Source organism: Ottowia sp. SB7-C50 (assembly GCF_033110285.1).
Classification (GTDB): Bacteria; Pseudomonadota; Gammaproteobacteria; order Burkholderiales; family Burkholderiaceae_C; genus Ottowia.
The window spans coordinates 1,022,150-1,041,852 of record NZ_CP136995.1 but is presented as its reverse complement, the minus strand read 5'-3'; the positions used below and the strand labels follow the sequence as shown (position 1 = coordinate 1,041,852).

Annotated in this window: 16 protein-coding genes, 3 tRNA genes and 1 pseudogene; 8 read left to right on the top strand and 12 right to left on the bottom strand. The window is 68.1% G+C overall.

Annotated features, from left to right (window positions below; genetic code table 11):
* Window position 1: 1 nt before the first annotated feature.
* The 4 genes and pseudogenes from R0D99_RS05010 (at window position 2) to R0D99_RS04995 (ending at window position 4,022) form a co-directional block, all read left to right on the top strand.
* Window positions 2–727: an ABC transporter ATP-binding protein gene (locus R0D99_RS05010; protein WP_317750281.1), complete on the top strand. Its 726-nt coding sequence runs from the start codon at window positions 2–4 to the stop codon at window positions 725–727.
* Window positions 728–855: 128 nt separating this feature from the next.
* Complete coding sequence (locus tag R0D99_RS05005; RefSeq protein ID WP_317750280.1) at window positions 856–1,839, top strand: branched-chain amino acid ABC transporter permease; 984 nt, start codon at window positions 856–858, stop codon at window positions 1,837–1,839.
* A gap of 146 nt (window positions 1,840–1,985) precedes the next feature.
* Window positions 1,986–3,059: a branched-chain amino acid ABC transporter permease gene (locus R0D99_RS05000; protein ID WP_317750279.1), complete on the top strand. Its 1,074-nt coding sequence runs from the start codon at window positions 1,986–1,988 to the stop codon at window positions 3,057–3,059.
* Between the two features lie 59 nt (window positions 3,060–3,118).
* Window positions 3,119–4,022, top strand: a pseudogene (locus R0D99_RS04995) (alpha/beta fold hydrolase).
* 64 nt (window positions 4,023–4,086) lie between these two features.
* On the opposite strand, the gene hemH reads toward R0D99_RS04995, so the two are convergent.
* Window positions 4,087–5,178, bottom strand: a complete 1,092-nt coding sequence (gene hemH, locus R0D99_RS04990; RefSeq protein ID WP_317750278.1) for a ferrochelatase — start codon at window positions 5,176–5,178, stop codon at window positions 4,087–4,089.
* Between the two features lie 41 nt (window positions 5,179–5,219).
* Here hemH and R0D99_RS04985 point away from each other — a divergent pair, with 41 nt between their 5' ends.
* Window positions 5,220–5,933, top strand: coding sequence for an HAD family hydrolase (locus R0D99_RS04985; protein ID WP_317751006.1), 714 nt, complete (start codon window positions 5,220–5,222; stop codon window positions 5,931–5,933).
* A gap of 121 nt (window positions 5,934–6,054) precedes the next feature.
* Here R0D99_RS04985 and R0D99_RS04980 read toward each other — a convergent pair.
* The 10 genes from R0D99_RS04980 to folC form a co-directional block, all read right to left on the bottom strand.
* Window positions 6,055–6,131: transfer RNA gene (locus tag R0D99_RS04980), tRNA-Asp, on the bottom strand.
* 49 nt (window positions 6,132–6,180) lie between these two features.
* Window positions 6,181–6,256 (bottom strand) — tRNA-Glu (locus tag R0D99_RS04975).
* 24 nt (window positions 6,257–6,280) lie between these two features.
* Window positions 6,281–6,356: transfer RNA gene (locus tag R0D99_RS04970), tRNA-Ala, on the bottom strand.
* A 35-nt stretch (window positions 6,357–6,391) separates the two neighbouring features.
* Window positions 6,392–7,798, bottom strand: coding sequence for a glutamate--tRNA ligase (gltX, locus tag R0D99_RS04965; RefSeq protein WP_317750277.1), 1,407 nt, complete (start codon window positions 7,796–7,798; stop codon window positions 6,392–6,394).
* Window positions 7,799–7,852: 54 nt separating this feature from the next.
* Window positions 7,853–9,076 carry an O-succinylhomoserine sulfhydrylase gene (locus tag R0D99_RS04960; RefSeq protein ID WP_317750276.1) on the bottom strand — a complete coding sequence of 408 codons (1,224 nt, stop codon included), beginning with the start codon at window positions 9,074–9,076 and terminating at the stop codon, window positions 7,853–7,855.
* A gap of 70 nt (window positions 9,077–9,146) precedes the next feature.
* Window positions 9,147–10,652 carry an amidophosphoribosyltransferase gene (purF, locus tag R0D99_RS04955; RefSeq protein WP_317750275.1) on the bottom strand — a complete coding sequence of 502 codons (1,506 nt, stop codon included), beginning with the start codon at window positions 10,650–10,652 and terminating at the stop codon, window positions 9,147–9,149.
* Window positions 10,653–10,746: 94 nt separating this feature from the next.
* Window positions 10,747–11,241 (bottom strand): CvpA family protein, encoded by a 495-nt coding sequence (locus tag R0D99_RS04950; RefSeq protein WP_317750274.1) that lies wholly within the window; start codon window positions 11,239–11,241, stop codon window positions 10,747–10,749.
* A gap of 1 nt (window position 11,242) precedes the next feature.
* On the bottom strand, window positions 11,243–11,452 hold the full coding sequence (locus R0D99_RS17290) for an SPOR domain-containing protein (protein WP_416365987.1): 210 nt from the start codon (window positions 11,450–11,452) through the stop codon (window positions 11,243–11,245).
* A 328-nt stretch (window positions 11,453–11,780) separates the two neighbouring features.
* On the bottom strand, window positions 11,781–12,278 hold the full coding sequence (locus R0D99_RS04940; RefSeq protein ID WP_317750272.1) for a hypothetical protein: 498 nt from the start codon (window positions 12,276–12,278) through the stop codon (window positions 11,781–11,783).
* Between the two features lie 12 nt (window positions 12,279–12,290).
* Window positions 12,291–13,592, bottom strand: coding sequence for a bifunctional tetrahydrofolate synthase/dihydrofolate synthase (gene folC, locus R0D99_RS04935; protein ID WP_317750271.1), 1,302 nt, complete (start codon window positions 13,590–13,592; stop codon window positions 12,291–12,293).
* 42 nt (window positions 13,593–13,634) lie between these two features.
* Between folC and R0D99_RS04930 the strand changes: the two genes are divergently transcribed.
* From R0D99_RS04930 to R0D99_RS04920, 3 genes are all read left to right on the top strand, one after another.
* The gene (locus R0D99_RS04930) at window positions 13,635–13,991 is read left to right on the top strand and encodes an ArsC family reductase (RefSeq protein ID WP_317750270.1); all 357 of its coding nucleotides are present in this window, start codon (window positions 13,635–13,637) and stop codon (window positions 13,989–13,991) included.
* Window positions 13,992–14,006: 15 nt separating this feature from the next.
* Window positions 14,007–15,467: a cardiolipin synthase gene (gene cls / locus R0D99_RS04925; RefSeq protein ID WP_317750269.1), complete on the top strand. Its 1,461-nt coding sequence runs from the start codon at window positions 14,007–14,009 to the stop codon at window positions 15,465–15,467.
* Between the two features lie 354 nt (window positions 15,468–15,821).
* A complete protein-coding gene (locus R0D99_RS04920) occupies window positions 15,822–17,279 on the top strand; it encodes an NAD-dependent succinate-semialdehyde dehydrogenase (protein WP_317750268.1) in 1,458 nt (485 codons plus the stop codon).
* 341 nt (window positions 17,280–17,620) lie between these two features.
* Here the strand turns inward: R0D99_RS04920 and R0D99_RS04915 are convergent, their stop codons facing one another.
* Entirely contained in the window at window positions 17,621–18,937 is a 1,317-nt protein-coding gene (locus R0D99_RS04915; protein WP_317750267.1) for a TIGR03862 family flavoprotein, read from the bottom strand.
* Window positions 18,938–19,703 lie beyond the last annotated feature (766 nt).

Here is a 19,703-nt window from a genome sequence, read left to right as displayed (position 1 = left end):
CATGAGCACCAACCTCCTCGAACTGCACGGCGTCCACACGCACATCGGTGCGTACCACATCCTGCACGGCGTCGACCTGGCGGTGCCGCGCGGCCAGCTCACCATGCTGCTGGGCCGCAACGGCGCGGGCAAGACGACCACGCTGCGCACCATCATGGGGCTGTGGCAGGCCAGCCAGGGCCGCATCAGCTTCAACGGCCAGGACATCACCAGCAAGCACACGCCGCAGATCGCCGGCATGAACATCGCCTACGTGCCCGAAAACATGGGCATCTTCGCCGACCTGACGGTGAAGGAAAACATGGTGCTGGCCGCGCGCAGCGCCAAGACGGCGGCGCAGATCGACGGTGAGCGGCTGCAGTGGATCTTCAAGCTGTTCCCCGCCGTCGAGAAATTCTGGAACCACCCCGCCGGCAAGCTGAGCGGGGGCCAGAAGCAGATGCTGGCGGTGAGCCGCGCCATCGTCGAGCTGCGCGAACTGCTGATCGTCGACGAGCCGAGCAAGGGCCTGGCGCCCGCCATCATCAACAACATGATCGACGCCTTCCAGCAGCTGAAGGCGAGCGGCGTGACGATTCTGCTCGTCGAGCAGAACATCAACTTCGCCAAGCGGCTGGGCGACACCGTGGCCGTGATGGACGACGGCCGCTTGGTGTACGCCGGCACCATGGCGGCGCTGGCGCAGGACGAGGCGCTGCAGCAGCGGCTGCTGGGGTTGTCGCTGTGAAAGTCGAAGCTTTGAACGCAAAGAGCGCAAAGACTTCGCAAAAGGCGCCAAACCAACAGCCCATTCAAATTTCTCTTTTGCGATTTTTGCGCAACCTTCGCGCCCTTTGCGTTCAAGAAGGCTGACCCATGACCACCCGCGACCTCGACTACAAACCCCTACTCCTGGTGCCCGTGCTGGCCCTGATCGCGCTGCCGCTGATCGGCTCGGGCTCGACCTGGCTCACGCTCACGGTGGCGGGCCTGGCCATGGGCATGATCATCTTCATCATCGCCTCGGGGCTGACGCTGGTGTTCGGCCTGATGGACGTGCTGAACTTCGGCCACGGCGTATTCATCGCGCTGGGCGCCTTCGTTGCGACCAGCGTGCTGGGCGCGATGGGCGACTACACCGGCTCTGGCGACATCTGGCGCAACCTGATGGCCGTGGTGCCGGCCATGATCGTCGCCATGCTGGTGGCCGGCGCCGTGGGGCTGGCGTTCGAGCGCTTCATCGTGCGCCCGGTGTACGGCCAGCACCTGAAGCAGATCCTGATCACCATGGGCGGCATGATCATTGGCGAAGAGCTGATCAAGGTGATCTGGGGCCCGCAGCAGATTCCGCTGCCGCTGCCCGAGGGCATGCGCGGCTCATGGCTGATCGGCGAGGCGGCGGTCGAGAAATACCGCGTCGTCGCCGTGATCGTGGGCGCCATCGTGTTTGCCGCCCTGGCCTGGACCTTGTCGCGCACCAAGGTCGGGCTGCTGATTCGCGCCGGTGTGCAGGACAGGGAAATGGTCGAGTCGCTCGGCTACCGCATCCGGCGCCTTTTTGTTGGGGTGTTCGTGGTGGGCAGCGCCCTCGCCGGCCTGGGCGGCGTGATGTGGGGGCTGTACCAGCAGAACGTGATTCCGCAGATGGGCGCGCAGGTCAACATCCTGATCTTCATCGTCATCATCATCGGCGGTCTGGGCAGCACCACGGGCGCGCTGATCGGCGCGCTGCTGGTGGGGCTGATGGCCAACTACACCGGCTTTCTGGCGCCCAAGGTGGCGCTGTTTTCCAACATCGCGCTGATGGTGGCGGTGCTGCTGTGGCGGCCGCAGGGTGTTTACCCCGTCACGAACCGATGAGTCGTCGGCACATGAATTTCTGTGGACACATAAGACGCAAAGCAAGCGCAAAACACGCAGAAATCCGTTTGATTGATTTTGGTTTTTTTGCGCGCTTTGCGAACCCTTCGCGTCTTTTGCGTTCCAGCGTTTTCTGACTTCTTCACATGCTCAGTCGCCTGCTTTCCCACGACCTGCCGCGCAACAAGCTGCTGGCCCTCATCCTCGTTGCCATCGTGCTGGGGTTGGCGTTCGCGCCCTTCCTGTTCCCCGGCGTCAAGGCGCTCAACGTGGCGGCCAAGGTGCTGATCTTCGTGGTGCTGGTGGCGGGCTTCGACCTGCTGCTGGGCTACACGGGCATCGTCAGCTTTGCGCACACCATGTTCTTCGGCATCGGGGCGTATGGCGTGGCCATCGCCACCACGCGACTCGGCCCGACCTGGGGTGCGCTCGCGGCAGGCACGGCCGGTGCGCTGGTGGTGTCGCTGCTGCTGTCGCTGGCCATCGGGCTGTTCTCGCTGCGGGTGCGCGCCATCTTCTTCGCCATGATCACGCTGGCCGTGGCGGCGGCGTTTCAGACGCTGGCTTCGCAGCTGTCTGAATGGACCGGCGGCGAGGACGGCCTGACCTTCAAGCTTCCCGAGGTGCTGATGCCGAGCTTCGAGCCGTTCGAGACCGAGCTCTTCGGCGTGCTGATCGACGGCAAGATCATCACCTATTACCTGCTGTTCGTGGTCGCCGTGCTGCTGGTGCTGGCCATGCTGCGCATCGTCAATTCGCCCTTTGGCCGCGTGCTGCAGGCGATCCGCGAAAACGAATTCCGCGCCGAAGCCATCGGCTACCGCGTGGTGGTGTATCGCACGCTGTCGTCCGTGCTGTCGGCGCTGTTCGCGTGCCTGGCAGGCTGCATGCTGGCGCTCTGGCTGCGTTACAACGGGCCGGACACGTCGCTCAGCTTCGAGATCATGATGGACGTGCTGCTGATCGTGGTCATCGGCGGCATGGGCACGATCTACGGCGCCATCATCGGGTCGGTGCTGTTCCTGGTTGCCCAGAGCTATCTGCAGGATCTGCTGCGCATCGGCAGCGAAGCCACCGCCAGCGTGCCCGTGCTGAGCGCGCTGCTGTCGCCCGACCGATGGCTGCTGTGGCTGGGCCTGCTGTTCGTGCTGTCGGTCTATTACTTCCCGACCGGCGTGGTGGGCCGCCTGCGCGCGCGGGGCGCCGCGGCCGCGCACTGACGCCGCACCGCCGCCTGTTTTCGTCCCTCTTTCCCTGCTTCTTTCGTCCACGAGCCGCCATGCCCTCCACCTCCCACTACATCGAATGCGCTGGCCGCGAGATCCACTTCATCGACTGGCAGCCCGAAGGCCGCACGCCGCGCGGCACGGTGATCGCGTGGCATGGGCTGGCGCGCACCGGGCGCGACATGGATGAGCTGGCGGCGCATCTGTCGGCCGGCGGCTGGCGCGTGGTGTGCCCCGACACGCTGGGCCGCGGCCTCAGCCAGTGGGCCGAAAGCCCCAAGGACGAGTACTGCCTGGCCTTCTATGCGCGCCTGGCACGCGACCTGCTGTTGCAGCTCAGTGTCGACCAATGCCACTGGGTCGGCACGTCGATGGGCGGCGCCATCGGCATGGTCAGCGCGTCGGGCTATTTCGAGCCTGAGTTGAAAAAGCGCATCCGCAGCCTGGTGTTGAACGACAACGCGCCACAGCTGGCGCAGGCGGCGGTGGAGCGCATCAAGGCGTACGCGGGCCAGCCCCCCCACTTTCCAGCGCGTGACCGAGCTGGAGCAGTTTTTGCGCACCGCCTACCGGCCGTTCGGCTTTTTGACCGACGCGCAGTGGCGCCGCCTAGCCGAAACCAGCACGCGCCGCCTGCCCGACGGGCGCGTGACGCCGCATTACGACCCGGCCATCGTCGGCCAATTCGTCCACTACCCCGACGACTACCTGCTGTGGCACCACTACGACGCGCTCGACCTGCCGGTGCTGCTGCTGCGTGGCGTTGACTCGGATCTGGTGCTGAAAGACACGGCCGAGCAGATGACCACGCGTGGCCCCGGTGCGCGCGGCCAGTTGCAGTGGGTCGAGGTGCCGGGCTGCGGCCACGCGCCGGCGCTGAACGTGCCCGATCAGCTGGCGCTGGTCAGCGGCTTCATCGAGCGCGCCCATGAGCCGGCGACCGCCGTCGCAGCATAAGCTTTATCCGGCGCCAGCGCTTGCCTGACAACGGCATTTAGCTATATTTATTATAGCATAAGGCTCACGCCTTGGCGCCCGCCGCCAGCGCGCGGTCGCGTGTCGCGCTGGCGGCTGCGCTGTCGTCGCCGCTGCGGGTGGGCCAGCCTTGCAGATGGTCCTGCACGATCTCGGACAGCGCGGCCAGCCACACCGGGTCGTCGTTGAGGCACGGGATGTAGTGAAACTCCTGCCCGCCGGCCGCCTTGAAGGATTCCTGCCCTTCGATGGCAATCTCCTCCAGCGTTTCCAGGCAATCGGCGATGAAGCCCGGGCACACCAGGTCCACGCGGTGCGTGCCGGCCCGGCCCAGTTGCTCCAGCACCGTCTGGGTGGCGGGCTCCAGCCACTTGGCCTTGCCAAAGCGCGACTGAAAGCTCACCACCCATTCGCCGTCCTTCAGTGCCAGCCGTTCGGCCAGCAGGCGTGCCGTCTTCAGACATTCGCAGTGATAGGGGTCGCCCAGCGTCAGCGTGCGTTCGGGCACGCCATGAAAGCTCACCACCAGCTTGTCGGGCCGGCCATGGGCCTGCCAGTGCTGCTGCACACTGTGCGCCAAGGCGCGGATGTAGCCAGGGTCGTCGTGAAACCGGTTGACGAAGCGCAATTCAGGCACGTGGCGCGCCTGTTGCGCCCACCCCGCCACGGCATCGAACACGCTGGCCGTGGTGGTGCCCGAATACTGCGGGTACAACGGCACCACCAGGATGCGCGTGCAGCCCTGCGCCCTCAATTCATCCAGTTGCGACGCCACCGACGGGTTGCCGTAGCGCATGGCCAGGCGCATCTCCACGTCGTGCCCGCGCTCGCCCAGATAGCCGCGCAGCATGATCGCCTGCTTGCGGCTCCAGACCAGCAGCGGCGAGCCTTCGGGCGTCCAGATGGTGCGGTACTTGGCGGCCGATTTGGCGGGCCGCGTGCGCAGGATCAGGCCGTGCAGGATCGGCTTCCAGACCGCGCGCGGAATCTCGATCACGCGCGGGTCGCTCAGGAATTCAGCCAGATAGCGGCGCGTGGCCGCCGCGGTGGGCTCGTCGGGCGTTCCCAGGTTGCACAGCAGCACGCCCACGCGTGCCGGCTGGCCATGCTGGAACGCGGGCTCAGGTCGAAAGGGCATGCGCTATTCTCGGGCATGCCGCCTTGTCGCCCGCGCACCGCATGATCGAGCACCGCCTGGATGTTGCGCGCATTCGCGCCATCACCATCGATCTCGACGACACGTTGTGGCCCGTGTGGCCCACCATCGAGCGCGCCGAGCAGGCCTTGCGCGCGTGGCTGGACGCGCATGCGCCCGCCGCCGCCGCGCTGGCCCGCGATGCCAACACCGCCCGGCGCGCGCGTCAGCAGACGCTGGCCCGCTATCCCGACCGCACACACGACCTCGGCCACGTCCGGCGCGAGGCCATCCGCCAGTTGCTGGCGTGGAGCGGCGAACCCACCCATCTGGCCGAACCGGCGTTCGATGTGTTTCTGGCCGAGCGCCAGCGCGTCACGCTGTTCGACGATGCCCTGCCGGCGCTGACACGGCTGGGCGCGCGCTATCCGCTGGTGGCGCTCAGCAACGGCAACGCCGATGTGTACCGCGTCGGCCTGGGCGAGCACTTTCACGCCGCCGTCAGCGCCGCGCAGGTGGGTGTGGGCAAGCCCGATGCGCGCATCTTCCTGGCCGGCGCGCAGGCCGCCGGCGCGGACAACGCAGCCGTGCTGCACATCGGTGACGACGCGCACCTGGACGGCGCTGGCGGCCTGGCGGCCGGCATGCAGGTGGCCTGGATCAACCGGCGTGACGAGCCGTGGCCGCCCGCCATCGAGGGCTCGCCACACGCCATGACCGGCGAACTGCTGGCGCTGTGCGACCTGCTGGGTGTGTGACGGCGCTGCGGGTTGCAGCGCACAGATGCCGCGACCGACCATCCCATGGCGCTACCAGAAGCGCTACCACCACAAAGCAAAAAGCCTTGCAAGTTTTTGACTTACAAGGCTTTTTAAACTTTGGCGGAGTGGACGGGACTCGAACCCGCGACCCCCGGCGTGACAGGCCGGTATTCTAACCGACTGAACTACCACTCCGCGTCGGTAGCTGCTTTGCGGTCCTTGCGAACCCAAGTGCAGCCAAACTTGGCGACCCTACGGGGATTCGAACCCCGGTACTCACCGTGAAAGGGTGATGTCCTAGGCCTCTAGACGATAGGGTCAAAACCTGGACTTTACGACAACCTTGGTGGAGGTAAGCGGGATCGAACCGCTGACCTCTTGCATGCCATGCAAGCGCTCTCCCAGCTGAGCTATACCCCCTCTTGGGCGTCGAGCCTCGAATTATATGCCGAAATTCAATGTGCTTGCAACCGCGTCAAAACTTTTTCGCGGCGGTGCAACGCCAGCATGGCATCGACCGACGGCGTCTGCGGGGTGCCCATGACCAGCACGCGCACCGGCATGGCCAGTTGCGGCATCTTCAGGCCGTGCTCGGCCAGCGTGTCCTTGATGGCGGCGGCGATGGCGGGCGTAGTCCAGTCGATGGCGGCCAGCTTGCCATGCAGCGTGGCGATGGCGGGCCTGACGGCCTCGGTCACGTGTTTGTCCAGGTCTTCAGGCGACGGCTGCACATCGGCGTAGTAGGCGCGCGCCCAGTCGGCCAGGGCCGCCGTGGTGTCGCAGCGGTCCTTGAACAGGCCGCAGATGGCGGGCAGGCGCTCGTCGATGTCGATGCCCTGGCGCCGCAGTTGCGCGGCAACCAGCGGCGCCAGTGCGCTGTCGTCCATGGCCTTCAGATGCTGGGCGTTGACCCAGCGCAGCTTGGCTTCGTCGAACTGCGCGGCGCTGCGGCCCAGGTGTTCCAGGTCGAACCAGTCGAGAAACTGCACGCGGCTGAAGATCTCGTCGTCGCCGTGGCTCCAGCCCAGGCGCGCCAGGTAGTTGACCATGGCGTCGGGCAGATAACCTTCGTCGCGGTACTGCGTGACGGGCTTGGCGCCGTTGCGCTTGCTCATCTTCTCGCCCTGCTCGTTCAGCACGGTGGGCAGGTGCGCGTAGACGGGCGGTTCGTGGCCCAGGGCGCGGAAGATGTTGATCTGCCGCGGCGTGTTGTTGACGTGGTCATCGCCGCGAATCACGTGGGTGATCTGCATGTCAATGTCGTCGACCACGACGCAGAAGTTGTACGTCGGCGTGCCGTCGGGCCGGGCGATGACCAGGTCGTCCAGCTCGTCGTTGCTGATCTCGATGCGGCCCTTGACCTTGTCGTCCCACGCCACCACGCCGCCCTGCGGGTTCTTGAAGCGCAGCACGGGCTGCACGCCTTCGGGCACGGGCGGCAGCGTCTTGCCGGCCTCAGGGCGCCAGGTGCCGTCGTAGCGCGGCTTCTGCTTGGCGGCCATCTGGCGCTCGCGCAGGGCGTCGAGCTCTTCCACGCTCATGTAGCAGGGGTAGACGTGGCCGGCGGCCTGCAGCTCGGCCAGCACCTGCTTGTAGCGGTCCATGCGCTGCATCTGGTAGAACGGCCCCTCGTCGTGATCGAGTCCGAGCCAGGCCATGCCTTCCAGAATGACGTCGACGGCGGCCTGCGAGGAGCGCTCCAGGTCGGTGTCCTCGATGCGCAGGATGAAGTCGCCGCCCTGTGAGCGCGCGAACGCCCACGGATACAGCGCCGAGCGGATGTTGCCCAGGTGGATGAAGCCCGTGGGCGATGGGGCGAACCGCGTGCGCACGCGCGGGCTTGACGACGAGATTTCAGACATTTCAGGGCTCCAGCGCTTGACTGGCAAGCGCTAACAGCTATCAATTCAATAGTATCAGACAATCTGCGCGCAGCCGTCGAGGCCGCGCGCCAGATCGTTCTGGATGTCGGGCGCGTGCTCCAGCCCCACCGCCACGCGAATCAGGCCCTGCACCACGCCGGCGGCCTGGCGCTGCGCTTCGGTCAGGCGCCCGTGCGAGGTGCTGGCGGGGTGGCAGATGAGCGTCTTCACGTCGCCCAGGTTGGTGGCCAGGCTGCACACGCGCGCCGAGTCCAGCACGTGAAAGGCGCGTGCACGGCCTTGCTCGGGCGAATCGGCCTTGACGCTGAAGGCGATGACCGCGCCGCCCACGCCGCCCTGCTGCGCCATGGCCAGCGCGTGCTGCGGGTGCGACGGCAGGCCGGGGTAGAACACACGGTCGACGGCGGGGTGCGATTCGAGCCAGCGCGCGATCTGCAAGGCGTTGTCGCTCTGCGCGCGCACGCGAATCGACAGCGTTTCCAGCCCCTTGTGCACCACCCAGGCGTTGAACGGTGCCAGCACCATGCCGGCGGTGCGGATCAGCGGTGCAAACACTTCGTCGACCCGCTTGCGCGAGGTGCAGAGGGCGCCCGCCATGACGCGGCCCTGCCCGTCCAGGAACTTGGTGCCCGAATGGATCACGATGTCGGCGCCCAGCGCGATGGGCTTTTGCAGCACCGGCGTGGCAAAGCAGTTGTCCACCGCCAGCAGCGCGCCGGCATCGTGCGCCATGGTGGCCAGCGCGGCCACGTCGCACACCTCGGTCAGCGGGTTGGTGGGGGTTTCGGCAAACAGCAGCTTGGTATGGGGCCTGATCGCGGCGCGCCACTCGGCCAGGTCGGTCTGCGACACAAAGGTGGTCTCGACGCCGAACTTGCCGAATTCCTTGGCGAACAGGTTCAGCGTGCTGCCGAACACCGAGCGCGAGCACACCACGTGGTCGCCGCTGCGCAGCAGGCCCATGCCCATCAACAGGATGGCCGCCATGCCGCTGGACGTGCCGATGGCGGCTTCGGACCCTTCCAGCGCCGCCAGCCGGCGCTCGAACGCGGTCACGCTGGGGTTGCTGGTGCGCGAATAGGTGTAGCCGTCTTCCTCGTTGGCAAAGCGGCGCGCCGACGTGGCGGCGTCGGGCTGCACAAAGCAGCTGGTGAGGTACAGCGCTTCGGAGTTTTCGCCATACGCGCTGGGCGCGATGCCGGTGCGCACCGCCAGCGTGTCGGGGTGCAGCCCGGGGGGAAGTTTGTCGGCACTCATGATGAACTATTTTTTTTATAGCTGTCTGCGCTGGACTGGCAAGCGCTGGGCGGCGATTGAATCCAGATTTTCAGACCACGCTGGCGTTGGGCAGCGTCAGGCGCGAGCCTTCCTGCTCCTCTTCGCCGGTCTTCACCCGCTGCTGGTTCAGCCGGTCGATGTCGCCCTCGGTGATGTCGCCGGTGACGTACACGCCGTCGAAGCACGACGCGTCAAAGCCCTGCACGGCCGGGTTCAGCTGGCCGATGGCGCGCTTCATGGCATCCACGTCCTGGTAGATCAGCGCGTCGGCGCCGATGATCTGACGCACTTCTTCGGCCGTGCGGCCGTGCGCGACCAGTTCTTCCTTGGTCGGCATGTCGATGCCGTACACGTTGGGGTAGCGCACCGGCGGCGCCGCGCTGGCCAGGTAGACCTTGCGCGCGCCGGCTTCGCGCGCCATCTGCACGATTTCGTGGCTGGTGGTGCCGCGCACGATGGAATCGTCGACCAGCAGCACGTTGCGCCCGGCAAATTCGCTGGCGATGGCGTTGAGCTTCTGGCGCACCGATTTCTTGCGCACAGCCTGCCCCGGCATGATGAAGGTGCGGCCCACGTAGCGGTTCTTGACGAAGCCTTCGCGGTACGGCTTGCCCAGCAGGCGCGCCAGCTCGGTCGCGCTGGGGCGGCTGGATTCGGGGATCGGGATCACGACGTCGATCTGGTCCGGCGGCACGGTGGACACCACGCGCTTGGCCAGCGTCTCGCCCAGGTTCAGGCGCGCCTGGTAGACCGAGATGCCGTCCAGCACCGAGTCGGGCCGCGCCAGGTACACGTATTCAAAGATGCAGGGCGACAGCCGCGACTGCGCGGCGCACTGGCGCGTGTGCACCGCGCCGTCGAGCGTGACGTAGATCGCCTCGCCCGGCGCCACGTCGCGCTCGGGCGTGAAGCCGGTGCCTTCCAGCACCACGGTTTCGCTGGCCAGCATCACGCCGCCGTCGGCGCTGCGGCCCATGCTGAGCGGGCGGATGCCGTACGGGTCGCGAAACGCCAGCATGCCGCGCCCGGCGATGTGGGCGATGACGGCATACGAGCCGCGCACGCGGCGGTGCACGGCGGCCACGGCGGCAAACACCTCGTCAGGTCCCAGCGCCGTGCCGCGCGTGGCGCGGCCCAGTTCGTGCGCCAGCACGTTCAGCAGCACCTCGGAATCGCTTTCGGTGTTGATGTGGCGGTGGTCGGTGGTGAACAGCTCGGCCTTCAGCGCCTGCGCGTTGGTCAGGTTGCCGTTGTGCACCAGCACCACGCCAAACGGCGCGTTGACGTAGAAGGGCTGCGCCTCTTCCTCGCTGAAGGCGTTGCCGGCCGTGGGGTAGCGCACCTGTCCCAGGCCCGCGTTGCCCGGCAGCGCGCGCATGTTGCGCGTGCGAAACACGTCGCGCACCATGCCCTTGGCCTTGTGCATGAAGAACTTGCGATCCTGCTGGGTGACGATGCCGGCCGCATCCTGGCCGCGGTGCTGCAACAGCAGCAGCCCATCGTAGATCAGCTGGTTGACGGGTGCGTTGCTGACAACGCCGACGATGCCGCACATGGGTGCAAGTCCTAAAGCAAAAACAACAAACCGTGATTGTCAGGCCGAAAACCGATGGCTGCCCAGTTTTCGACAACCAATGCCGAACATCACATCAGGCCGACAGATGCTTGCCGAAGGATTCCGGCAACCAAGGATGCAGGTGCAACAGCGCGATTTCAAGCCAGGGGCCGGTCAATGACTGGCGCCACCACGGCTCGTCGCGCAGCGGCGTCATGGTCACCAGCGCGGCCAGCACCAGCAAGAACAGCACGCCGCGCAGCACGCCGAACGCGGCGCCAAACAGCCGGTCCACCGGCCGCGCGCCCACCGCCCGGGCCGCGCTGCGCGCCAGAGTGGCCAGCATGCCGCACGCAAAGGCGGTGGCGATGAACACCAGCGCAAAGCCGACCGCGTAGCGCAGCGGCTCGGGCGATTCGCCCATCGGTAGCCAGGCGCCCACTACGGGCGCCGCCCAGCGCGCGGCCAGAAACGCCACCACCCAGCCGGCCAGCGCCAGCACCTCGTACAGCAGCCCGCGCCACAAGCCCAGCAGCAGCGACGCCACCACCACGATCAGCGCCAGCCAGTCGATGGCGGACAAGCTCACGTCACAGCGACAGGACGGCGCCTGCCAGGCCGGCTTTCTTCAGCGCGGCGGCGGCCTTGTCGGCCTCTTCGCGGCTGGCGAACGGGCCGACGCGCACGCGGGTGCGCTTGCCGTCCTTGGTGTCGACCACCTGGGTGTAGGTCTTGACGCCGGTGCGCTCGGCCTTCTGGCGCGCCTCGCGCGCGGCGGTGTCGTCGGCAAAGGCGCCCACCTGCACGATGAAGCGGCCGGGCTTGTCGGCGGTGGCCGCGGCCGCCGCCTTGTCTGCCGAGCCGTTGCGGCCTTCCAGCAGCGCGCGGGCGCGCGCGGCTTCTTCGCGCTTGGCGCGCTGCTGCTCGGCCTCGCGGCGGGCGCGGGCATCGTCCTCGGGCTTCTTGGCGCTGGCAGCCGCGGCCTGTTCGCCGGCGCGGCGCGCCTCGGCAGCGGCCTTGGCGCGCTCGTCGTCGCGCTGGGCCTTGGCGTCCTGCTCGCGCTGGGCGCGGGCGGCGGCCTGCTCGGCCTTGACGCGGGCGGCGTCGTCGGCCTTGGCGCGGGCGGCTTCATCCGCCTTGGCGCGCGCCGCTTCGTCGGCCTTGGCCTTGGCGCTCGGCTCGGCGTCGGGCCGGGCTTCGCGCGCGGGGGCGGCGGGCTTGTCGGTCAGCGCGCTGCGGGCGGGCGCGGCGGGCATCACGGGGGGGCACCACGGCCGCAGGCGCGCGGGCGGACGGTTTGTCGGCGCGGGCCACCACTTCCTCGCGGTCATCCAGGCTGGCGTCGGCCGGCAAGGCGTCGGGCATCTTCAGCGGCGCGGCCTTGTCCTTGTCAGGGATGGTGATGGGCGCGTTGACGGCCACCGGGCGCGGCTGCGTGTCGAACAGCAGCGGAAAGCCGACGATGGCCAGCAGTACCAGCACGGCCGCGCCGACCAGGCGGTGGCGGGCGCGCCGGCGCACGCTGTCGATGGTTTCCTGGGGGCCGGCGGCCGGTTCCCTGGCGCTGGCGCGGCCGGCCGGCTCGGTGGCGGGCTGGCCGCGCTGGCGGAACTTGAAAAATGCCATGAATTCCTGCAATCAGCCGGCGGCATCGGCGCCAGGGCGACCGGCGTGCAAACGCGGAATGCCATGTTCCAGCACGCCGCCGACGGTGTAGAACGATCCGAAGACGACGATTCTATCCGTGGGCTGCGCCTGCAGCGCGGCAGCGCGCAGCGCCTCGGCGGGGTTGGCAAACACCGCACTGGTGGCGTCCTTTCGCTGCGTCTGCGCCTGCCAGGCGGACTGCAGCGCGGCGCCGCTGGCCGCGCGCGGCGTGGGCAGGTCGGTGAAATACCAGCGGTCGACGAGCGGGTCCAGGCGCTGCAGCATGGGCGCGACGTCCTTGTCGCCCATGGCACCGAACACCGCGTGGGTGGTCGGGTAAAAGCCCATCGCGTCCAGGTTCAGCGCCAGCGCGGCGGCGGCATGCGGGTTGTGCGCCACGTCCAGCACCAGCGCCGGCTGACCGGGCACCACCTGGAAGCGCCCTGGCAGCTCGACCAGCGCCAGCCCGTTGCGCACCGCCTGCGCGGTGACCGGCAGGCGCTGGCGCAGCGCCTCCAGCGCGGCCAGCACGCCCGACGCGTTGATGAGCTGGTTGGCGCCCCGCAGCGCCGGATAGGCCAGCCCCGCGTAGCGCCGCCCGCGGCCGGCCCAGGCCCATTGCTGCTTGTCGCCGCTGTAGTGGTAGTCGCGCCCCAGCAGCCACAGGTCGGCGCCGATCTCGGTGGCGCGGTCGATCACGCTTTGCGGCGGCACCGGGTCGCTGATGACCGCGGGCCGCCCGGTGCGCAGGATGCCCGCCTTTTCCAGCCCGATGGCGTCGCGCGTGTTACCCAGCAGCGCGGTGTGGTCGATGTCGATGCTGGTGATGATGGCGCAGTCGGTGTCGATGATGTTGACCGCGTCCAGGCGCCCGCCCAGGCCGACTTCCAGCACCACCGCGTCCAGCCCGGCGCGCGCCAGCGTGTGCAGGATGGCGAGCGTGGTGAATTCGAAGTAGGTCAGGCTGATATCGCCCCGGGCGCTTTCCACGGCAGCGAATCCAGCTATCAAATCTGCAGCGTCAGCGGGCTCGCCCCGCACCCGGCAGCGCTCTTCGAAGCGCACCAGGTGCGGCGACGTGTAGACCCCGGTGCGAAATCCCGCCTCCAGCAGGATGGCCTCCAGCATGGCGCAGGTTGAGCCCTTGCCGTTGGTGCCGGCCACGGTGAACACCGCGGCCTGCAGCGTGACGCCCATGCGCTGCCACACGGCGCGCACGCGGTCCAGACCCAGCTCGATGGTTTGGGGATGCAGTTGCTCGCAGTGGGCGAGCCAGTCTTCCAGCGTTTTCATGGCGACCCGGATTGTCAACCACCCATGGCATGATCGTCCGCCATGGCTGGCATTACCCTCTATGGCATTCCAAACTGCGACACCGTGAAGAAGGCGCGCGCCTGGCTGACCGAGCGCGGCGTGGCCTACACCTTTCACGATTTCAGGAAGCAGGGCGTGCCGCCCGAGCACCTGGCGCGCTGGCTGGCTGCGGCGGGCTGGGACAAGGTGCTGAACCGACAAGGCAGGACCTGGCGCAAGCTGGATCCCGCCGCGCAGGCCGCCGTGACCGATGCGGCCAGCGCCGCCGCGTTGTTGCTGCAACAGCCCAGCGCCATCAAGCGCCCGGTGGTCGAATGGGCCGACGGCGCCATCACGGTCGGCTTTGCGCCGGACGCCTGGCAGCAGCACATCGGCTGACCACCTGCCCCGCCCATGTTCGCCTGGCTGCAGCAGTTCATCGTCGCGGGTCATCCGCTGACGTTCTGGTTTGGGTGGACGTGGACCATCTCCAGCATCGTCCTCACGACCTGGATCATCTGGCAGCGCAAGTCGCCGGTGTCCACGCTGGCGTGGATCATGATCTTGAACCTGATGCCCGTGGTGGGCCTGCTGGTGTATGCCTACTTCGGCCCGCAGCGCATCCAGCGCCAGCGGCTCAAGCGCTGGCACCAGCGCGCCGCGCTGATGTCGCGCGAGGACGTGAAGGCGCTGCTCGCCGAGCGCCCCGACGTGCCTCCCTGGGCGCGTCAGCATACGCGGTTGAATGAAGCGGCCAGCGGCCTGCCGATCGCCAGCGCGCAGAGCGTCGACGTGCTGGCCAGCGGCGGTGCCACGCTGGATGCGCTGCTGCGCGAGATCGACGGCGCGCGCGAACACATCCACCTTGAGTACTACATCTTCGAGCCCGACGAAACCGGCACGCTGCTGCTGCGCGCGCTGGTGGACAAGGCCCGCGCGGGCGTGAAGGTGCGCCTGCTGGTCGACGCCATCGGCTCGCCGCGGCTGCTGTCGCGCCGGCACCGCCGGCTGCTGGCCGACTTTGAGGCGGCGGGCGGCGAATTCGCCGTCTTCCACCCGACGCGGCTGGACCGCCTGCGCCCGCTGGTCAACCTGCGCACGCACCGCAAGATCGTGGTGGTCGACGGTCGCGCCGGCTTCGTCGGCGGCATCAACGTCACCGACGACGAGAACGAGCACATCCGCCCCGACAACGCCTACCGCGACACGCATTTGCTGATCCGCGGCGGCGCGGTGCGCTGGCTGCAGTACGTGTTCTTGAAGGACTGGCACTACGCCGAAGGCCGCGCGCCGGCGCCGGACGAAGACCTGCTGCCGGAACAGGCGCCCGGCGCGCTGCCGGTGCAGATCGTCCCCAGCGGCCCCGATTCGGACATGGAGGCGATTCACCGCGCCATGATCGACGCGCTGAACATGGCGCACGAGCGCATCTGGCTGGCCACGCCCTACTTCGTGCCCACCGAACCGGCGCTGACGGCGCTGACCAACGCCGCGCTGCGCGGTGTGCAGGTCAAGCTGATGGTGCCCGAGAAGAGCGATTCGCGCGTGGTCACCGCCGCCGCGCGCTCGTACTTCAAGGAACTGCAGGACGCCGGCGTACTGGTGTTTGAATACCGCGGGCGCATGTTCCACGCCAAGACGCTGCTGGTGGACGAGTTGTACGGCATGGTGGGCAGCGCCAACTTCGACAACCGCAGCTTTCGCCTCAACTTCGAGGTGATGGCGGTGGTGATGGACCGCGCCTTCAACCAGCGGCTGGCCGAGATGTTCGACGACGATTTGTCGCAGTGCAAGCTGGTGCCGGTGGACCGCCGCGCACCGCCGTGGCAGCAGGCGTTTGAGGCGGTGGCGCGGCTGGCATCACCGCTGTTGTGATGGCGGGAGCTCCCCCCTTGGAACGCAAAGGGCGCAGAGCGTTCGCGAAAGGCGCAAAAGCAAGCCACGTTATTTTCAAGATGGTTCGATCGGCCTCGACGTGAACGACGCCCGCTGACACCGTCATTCCCGCGAAGGCGGGAATCCATTACGCATGAGAGGTGTAAGCACGGGTGGATGCATGAATTTCCGCCTTTGAGGGGATGACAGAATTTGCTCAGGTCGTTGCTTGCTGGAGCCATAGTTGCCCGACATTTATCTCAATTCTTCCGCGTTCTTTTGTGAACCCTCTGCGCCCTTTGCGTTCAAGGATGAGGCCGTTCCTAAAATGCCCCTTCCCCTTCAGGAGACACCATGACCACCACCCCGCTCGCCCAGCTCAACGACCCCACCCTGCTGAAGACCGATGGCCTGATCAACGGCCGGTGGGTCAAGGGCAAGAAGCGCTTCGAGGTGCATGACCCCGCCACCGGCCAGCTGCTGGCCGACGTGGCCGACCTGGAGCCGAAGGACGTCAAGGCCGCCATCGCTGCCGCCGACGCCGCGTGGCCCGCGTGGCGCGCGCTGACCGGCAAGCAGCGCCACGCCATCCTGATGCAGTGGTTCCGCCTGCTGATGGACAACCAGGACGACCTTGGCCGCATCATGACCGCCGAGCAGGGCAAGCCCCTGCCCGAGGCCAAGGGCGAAGTGGCCTACGGCGCCAGCTTTGTCGAGTGGTTTGCCGAAGAGGCCAAGCGCGTGGGCGGCGAAACGCTGGCCACGTCCGACCCGGCCAAGCGGCTTGCCGTGCTGCGCCAGCCGATTGGCGTGTGCGCGGCCATCACGCCGTGGAACTTTCCGCTGGCCATGATCACGCGCAAGGTCGCGCCAGCGCTGGCCGCGGGTTGCCCGGTGGTCATCAAGCCGGCCGAGCTGACACCGCTCACCGCCCTGGCCGCGGCCGAGCTGGCGCAGCGCGCGGGCATTCCGCCCGGCGTGCTGAACGTCATCACCGGCACCGACAGTGCCGCCTACGGCAAGGTGCTGTGCGACAGCGATACGGTGCGCCACCTGTCGTTCACGGGCTCCACCGAAGTCGGCCGCATCCTGATGGCACAGTGCGCGCCCACCATCAAGAAGCTGGCGCTGGAGTTGGGCGGCAACGCGCCCTTCATCGTGTTCGACGACGCCGACATCGACGCCGCGGTCGAAGGCGCCATCGCCAGCAAGTACCGCAACGCCGGCCAGACCTGCGTGTGCGCCAACCGGCTGTACGCGCAAGACGGCATCTACGACAAGTTCGTCAAGAAGCTGGCCGCCCGCGTCGCCAAGATGAAGGTGGGCAACGGCTTCGAGCAGGGCGTCGCCATCGGCCCGCTGATCGAGGACGCCGCCGTGAAAAAGGTGGCGCGCCACGTGGCCGACGCCGTCAAGAAGGGCGGCAAGGTGCTGGCCGGCGGCGACAAGCTGAAGGGCCAGTTCTTCCAGCCCACCGTCATTGCCGGCGCCACGCCCGACATGCTGGTGGCGCGCGAGGAAACCTTCGGCCCGCTGGCGCCGGTGTTCCGCTTCAAGACCGAGCAGGAGGCCATTGACGCCGCCAACGCCACCATCTTCGGCCTGGCCAGCTACTTTTACGCGCGCGACATCGGCCGCATCACGCGCGTCAGCGAAGCGCTGGAATACGGCATCGTCGGCATCAACACCGGCATCATCTCGGTCGAGCAGGCGCCCTTCGGCGGCGTCAAACAGTCGGGCCTGGGCCGCGAAGGCTCCAGCCACGGCATCGACGAATACCTGGAGATGAAGTACCTCTGCGTGGGGATTTGATCCCCCCTGTGGCGCTGCGCGCCTTCCCCCCCCCTGGGGGGACGCCGCCAGCGGCCGGGCGGAGTACGTTCCGCGGCGGCGCTGGAGGGGCGGCGGCGTGGGCGCGGGTTGCAACGCTGAATACGCGCTGGTAGGCGGCTCGGCGTCCGGCTGGGGGCGTTGGCCGCGGCGCCGGACGACGCGCTCAATGGTCAGGTGCTGGCTCGTGGGGGACTGCGCAACGCGAAGTCGCTATTTCCACACCGGCGCGGGCGCAGCGGCTGACGTGTAGAAAGCTCATTTTTTAATAGCTGCATGCGCTTGCCACGCAAGCGCTGGCGGCCGCCAGGCTACGGCAGCAATCAGCCGCGCCCGAGCCGGCGCAACACGCCTTGCGCCGCGCGCACGCCGCTGGCCAGGCTGGCGGTAAGCAGGTAGCCGCCGGTCGGCGCTTCCCAGTCCAGCATCTCGCCGGCGCAGAACACGCCGGGCGCGGCGTGCAGTTCCAGGTCGTCGGTCAGCGACGTCAGGCGCACACCGCCGGCGGTGCTGATCGCCTCGGCCAGCGGGCGCGGCGCGCGCAGCGTGATCGGCAGCGCCTGGATCGCATTCGCCAGCGCCGTGGCGTCCTTCAACTGCTCGGGCGCCAGCAGCTCGTGCAGCAGCGCCGTGTGCACGGGCGCCAGCCCCAGCCGGCTCTTCAGGTGCGACGACAGGCTGCGGCTGCCGCGCGGGTGCGCCACGGCGGCCTGCACATCGGCTGCCGTGCGGCCGGGCAGCAGGTTGAGCAGGAAGGTGGCGCTGCCGGCGCGCGCAATCTCTTCGCGCAGCGCGGCGCTGGCGGCGTAGATCAGGCTGCCTTCGACGCCCGAGGCCGTCAGCACGAACTCGCCCCGCCGCTGGACGCGCTGGCCCGCGTTGTCGGTGAACGCGATGGACACGTTCTTCAGCGGCTGGCCGGCAAAGCGCTCGCTGAAGAAGGGCGTCCAGCCGTCGCCCGCGCGGCCTGCCGCGTCAAAGCCGCAGTTGGCCGGGCGCAGCGGTGCGACCTCGGCGCCGACCTGTTCCAGCCACGGCACCCAGGCGCCGTCAGAACCCAGGCGCGGCCAGCTGGCGCCGCCCAGCGCCAGCACGGCGGCGCGGGCTGTCACGCGGGTTGGCCCCGCCGGGGATTCAAACAAAAACTGGCCGCCAACGCTTTCTGCATCAGCGCCATTAGCTCCTGACTTCATAGCATCGGCCGACTGCCAATCCACCCAGCGGTGCCGCATGTGAAAGCGCACCGGCGTGCCGCCGTCGGCAGGATGGCGCAGCCGCTGCAGCCAGGCACGCAGCAGCGGCGCGGCCTTCATCTCGGCCGGAAACACGCGGCCCGACGTGCCGACGAAGGTGCTGACCCCCAGCCCCGCCGCCCAATCGCGCACCGCCTGCGGGCCAAAGTCGTGCAGCCAGCCGGCCACCGCGTTGCTCTGATCGCCATAGCGCGCGACGAAGGGCTGCAGCGGCTCGGAATGCGTCAGGTTCAGTCCGCCCTTGCCCGCCAGCAGGAACTTGCGGCCGACCGAGGGCATGGCGTCGAACACATCGACCGCCACGCCGGCGCGCGACAGCACCTCGGCCGCCATCAGGCCGGCGGGGCCGGCGCCGATGATGAGGGTCTCGCGGGGATCGTTGGACATCGCTTGCATGGCAGGTGGGTGGGCGATGGTACGGGAAGTGCGGATAGATGCGCTGTCGGCCGGGATGTGCGCCCGGCGGCGCAGTCACTTTCTTTGTCTCGCCAAAGAAAGTAACCAAAGAAAAGCGACCCCACTGGCCGTGTCCCCTGCGGGGCAACCTGCGATGCTCGGGTGCGAGGCGGCGCTGCGGAACTCGCTTTGTTCGCTTCGCTCTCGCCGCTCAGACAGCCGCAGCGAGTCAGAGCACGAAGCGCGGCATGCTGCGCTGCCACGCCCGCCCCACACCCTGCGCTTCTCGGCACGGCCAGAGGAGATGTGAAGTCCGCACGCCGGCCATCGCTGCGCTCGGCCTTGCGTTCACGCAGTGCGCGTGTGCGGTGGTTGGCTGCGGGTATTACTCCTTCCCCCGCTGGGGGAAGGCGGGGATGGGGGGCCGGCAGCGCTGGCGATGGTGAGGGGGGTGGCCCCCACCCCAGCGCTCCCCCAGCGGGGGAGGGGGAAATGCATCCTCACCCCTGCCCTCTCCCGCACGCGGGAGAGGGAGCAAATCCACAATGCGCGCAGCAGCGGCGCCGAGCCACCAAGGCCGAGCGCAGCGATGGCCCGTCCGTAATCCCCCCCTCCCCTCTGGATGCGCCGAGGAGCGCAGCGGGCGGGGTGCGCGAATGCACCGCAGGATGCATTCGCTTCGTGCTCTGACTCGCTGCGGCTGTCTGAACGAAGCGCTGCAAGCGCGCAGTGAGTTCCGCAGCGCACCCCGGCCGCG

Coding starts and splice junctions, on each gene's coding strand:
- R0D99_RS05010 (WP_317750281.1), top strand. CDS start 2: ATGAGCACCAACCTCCTCGAACTGCACGGCGTCCACACGCACATCGGT.
- R0D99_RS05005 (WP_317750280.1), top strand. CDS start 856: ATGACCACCCGCGACCTCGACTACAAACCCCTACTCCTGGTGCCCGTG.
- R0D99_RS05000 (WP_317750279.1), top strand. CDS start 1,986: ATGCTCAGTCGCCTGCTTTCCCACGACCTGCCGCGCAACAAGCTGCTG.
- hemH (WP_317750278.1), bottom strand. CDS start 5,178: ATGCCCTTTCGACCTGAGCCCGCGTTCCAGCATGGCCAGCCGGCACGC.
- R0D99_RS04985 (WP_317751006.1), top strand. CDS start 5,220: ATGATCGAGCACCGCCTGGATGTTGCGCGCATTCGCGCCATCACCATC.
- gltX (WP_317750277.1), bottom strand. CDS start 7,798: ATGTCTGAAATCTCGTCGTCAAGCCCGCGCGTGCGCACGCGGTTCGCC.
- R0D99_RS04960 (WP_317750276.1), bottom strand. CDS start 9,076: ATGAGTGCCGACAAACTTCCCCCCGGGCTGCACCCCGACACGCTGGCG.
- purF (WP_317750275.1), bottom strand. CDS start 10,652: ATGTGCGGCATCGTCGGCGTTGTCAGCAACGCACCCGTCAACCAGCTG.
- R0D99_RS04940 (WP_317750272.1), bottom strand. CDS start 12,278: ATGGCATTTTTCAAGTTCCGCCAGCGCGGCCAGCCCGCCACCGAGCCG.
- folC (WP_317750271.1), bottom strand. CDS start 13,592: ATGAAAACGCTGGAAGACTGGCTCGCCCACTGCGAGCAACTGCATCCC.
- R0D99_RS04930 (WP_317750270.1), top strand. CDS start 13,635: ATGGCTGGCATTACCCTCTATGGCATTCCAAACTGCGACACCGTGAAG.
- cls (WP_317750269.1), top strand. CDS start 14,007: ATGTTCGCCTGGCTGCAGCAGTTCATCGTCGCGGGTCATCCGCTGACG.
- R0D99_RS04920 (WP_317750268.1), top strand. CDS start 15,822: ATGACCACCACCCCGCTCGCCCAGCTCAACGACCCCACCCTGCTGAAG.
- R0D99_RS04915 (WP_317750267.1), bottom strand. CDS start 18,937: ATGTCCAACGATCCCCGCGAGACCCTCATCATCGGCGCCGGCCCCGCC.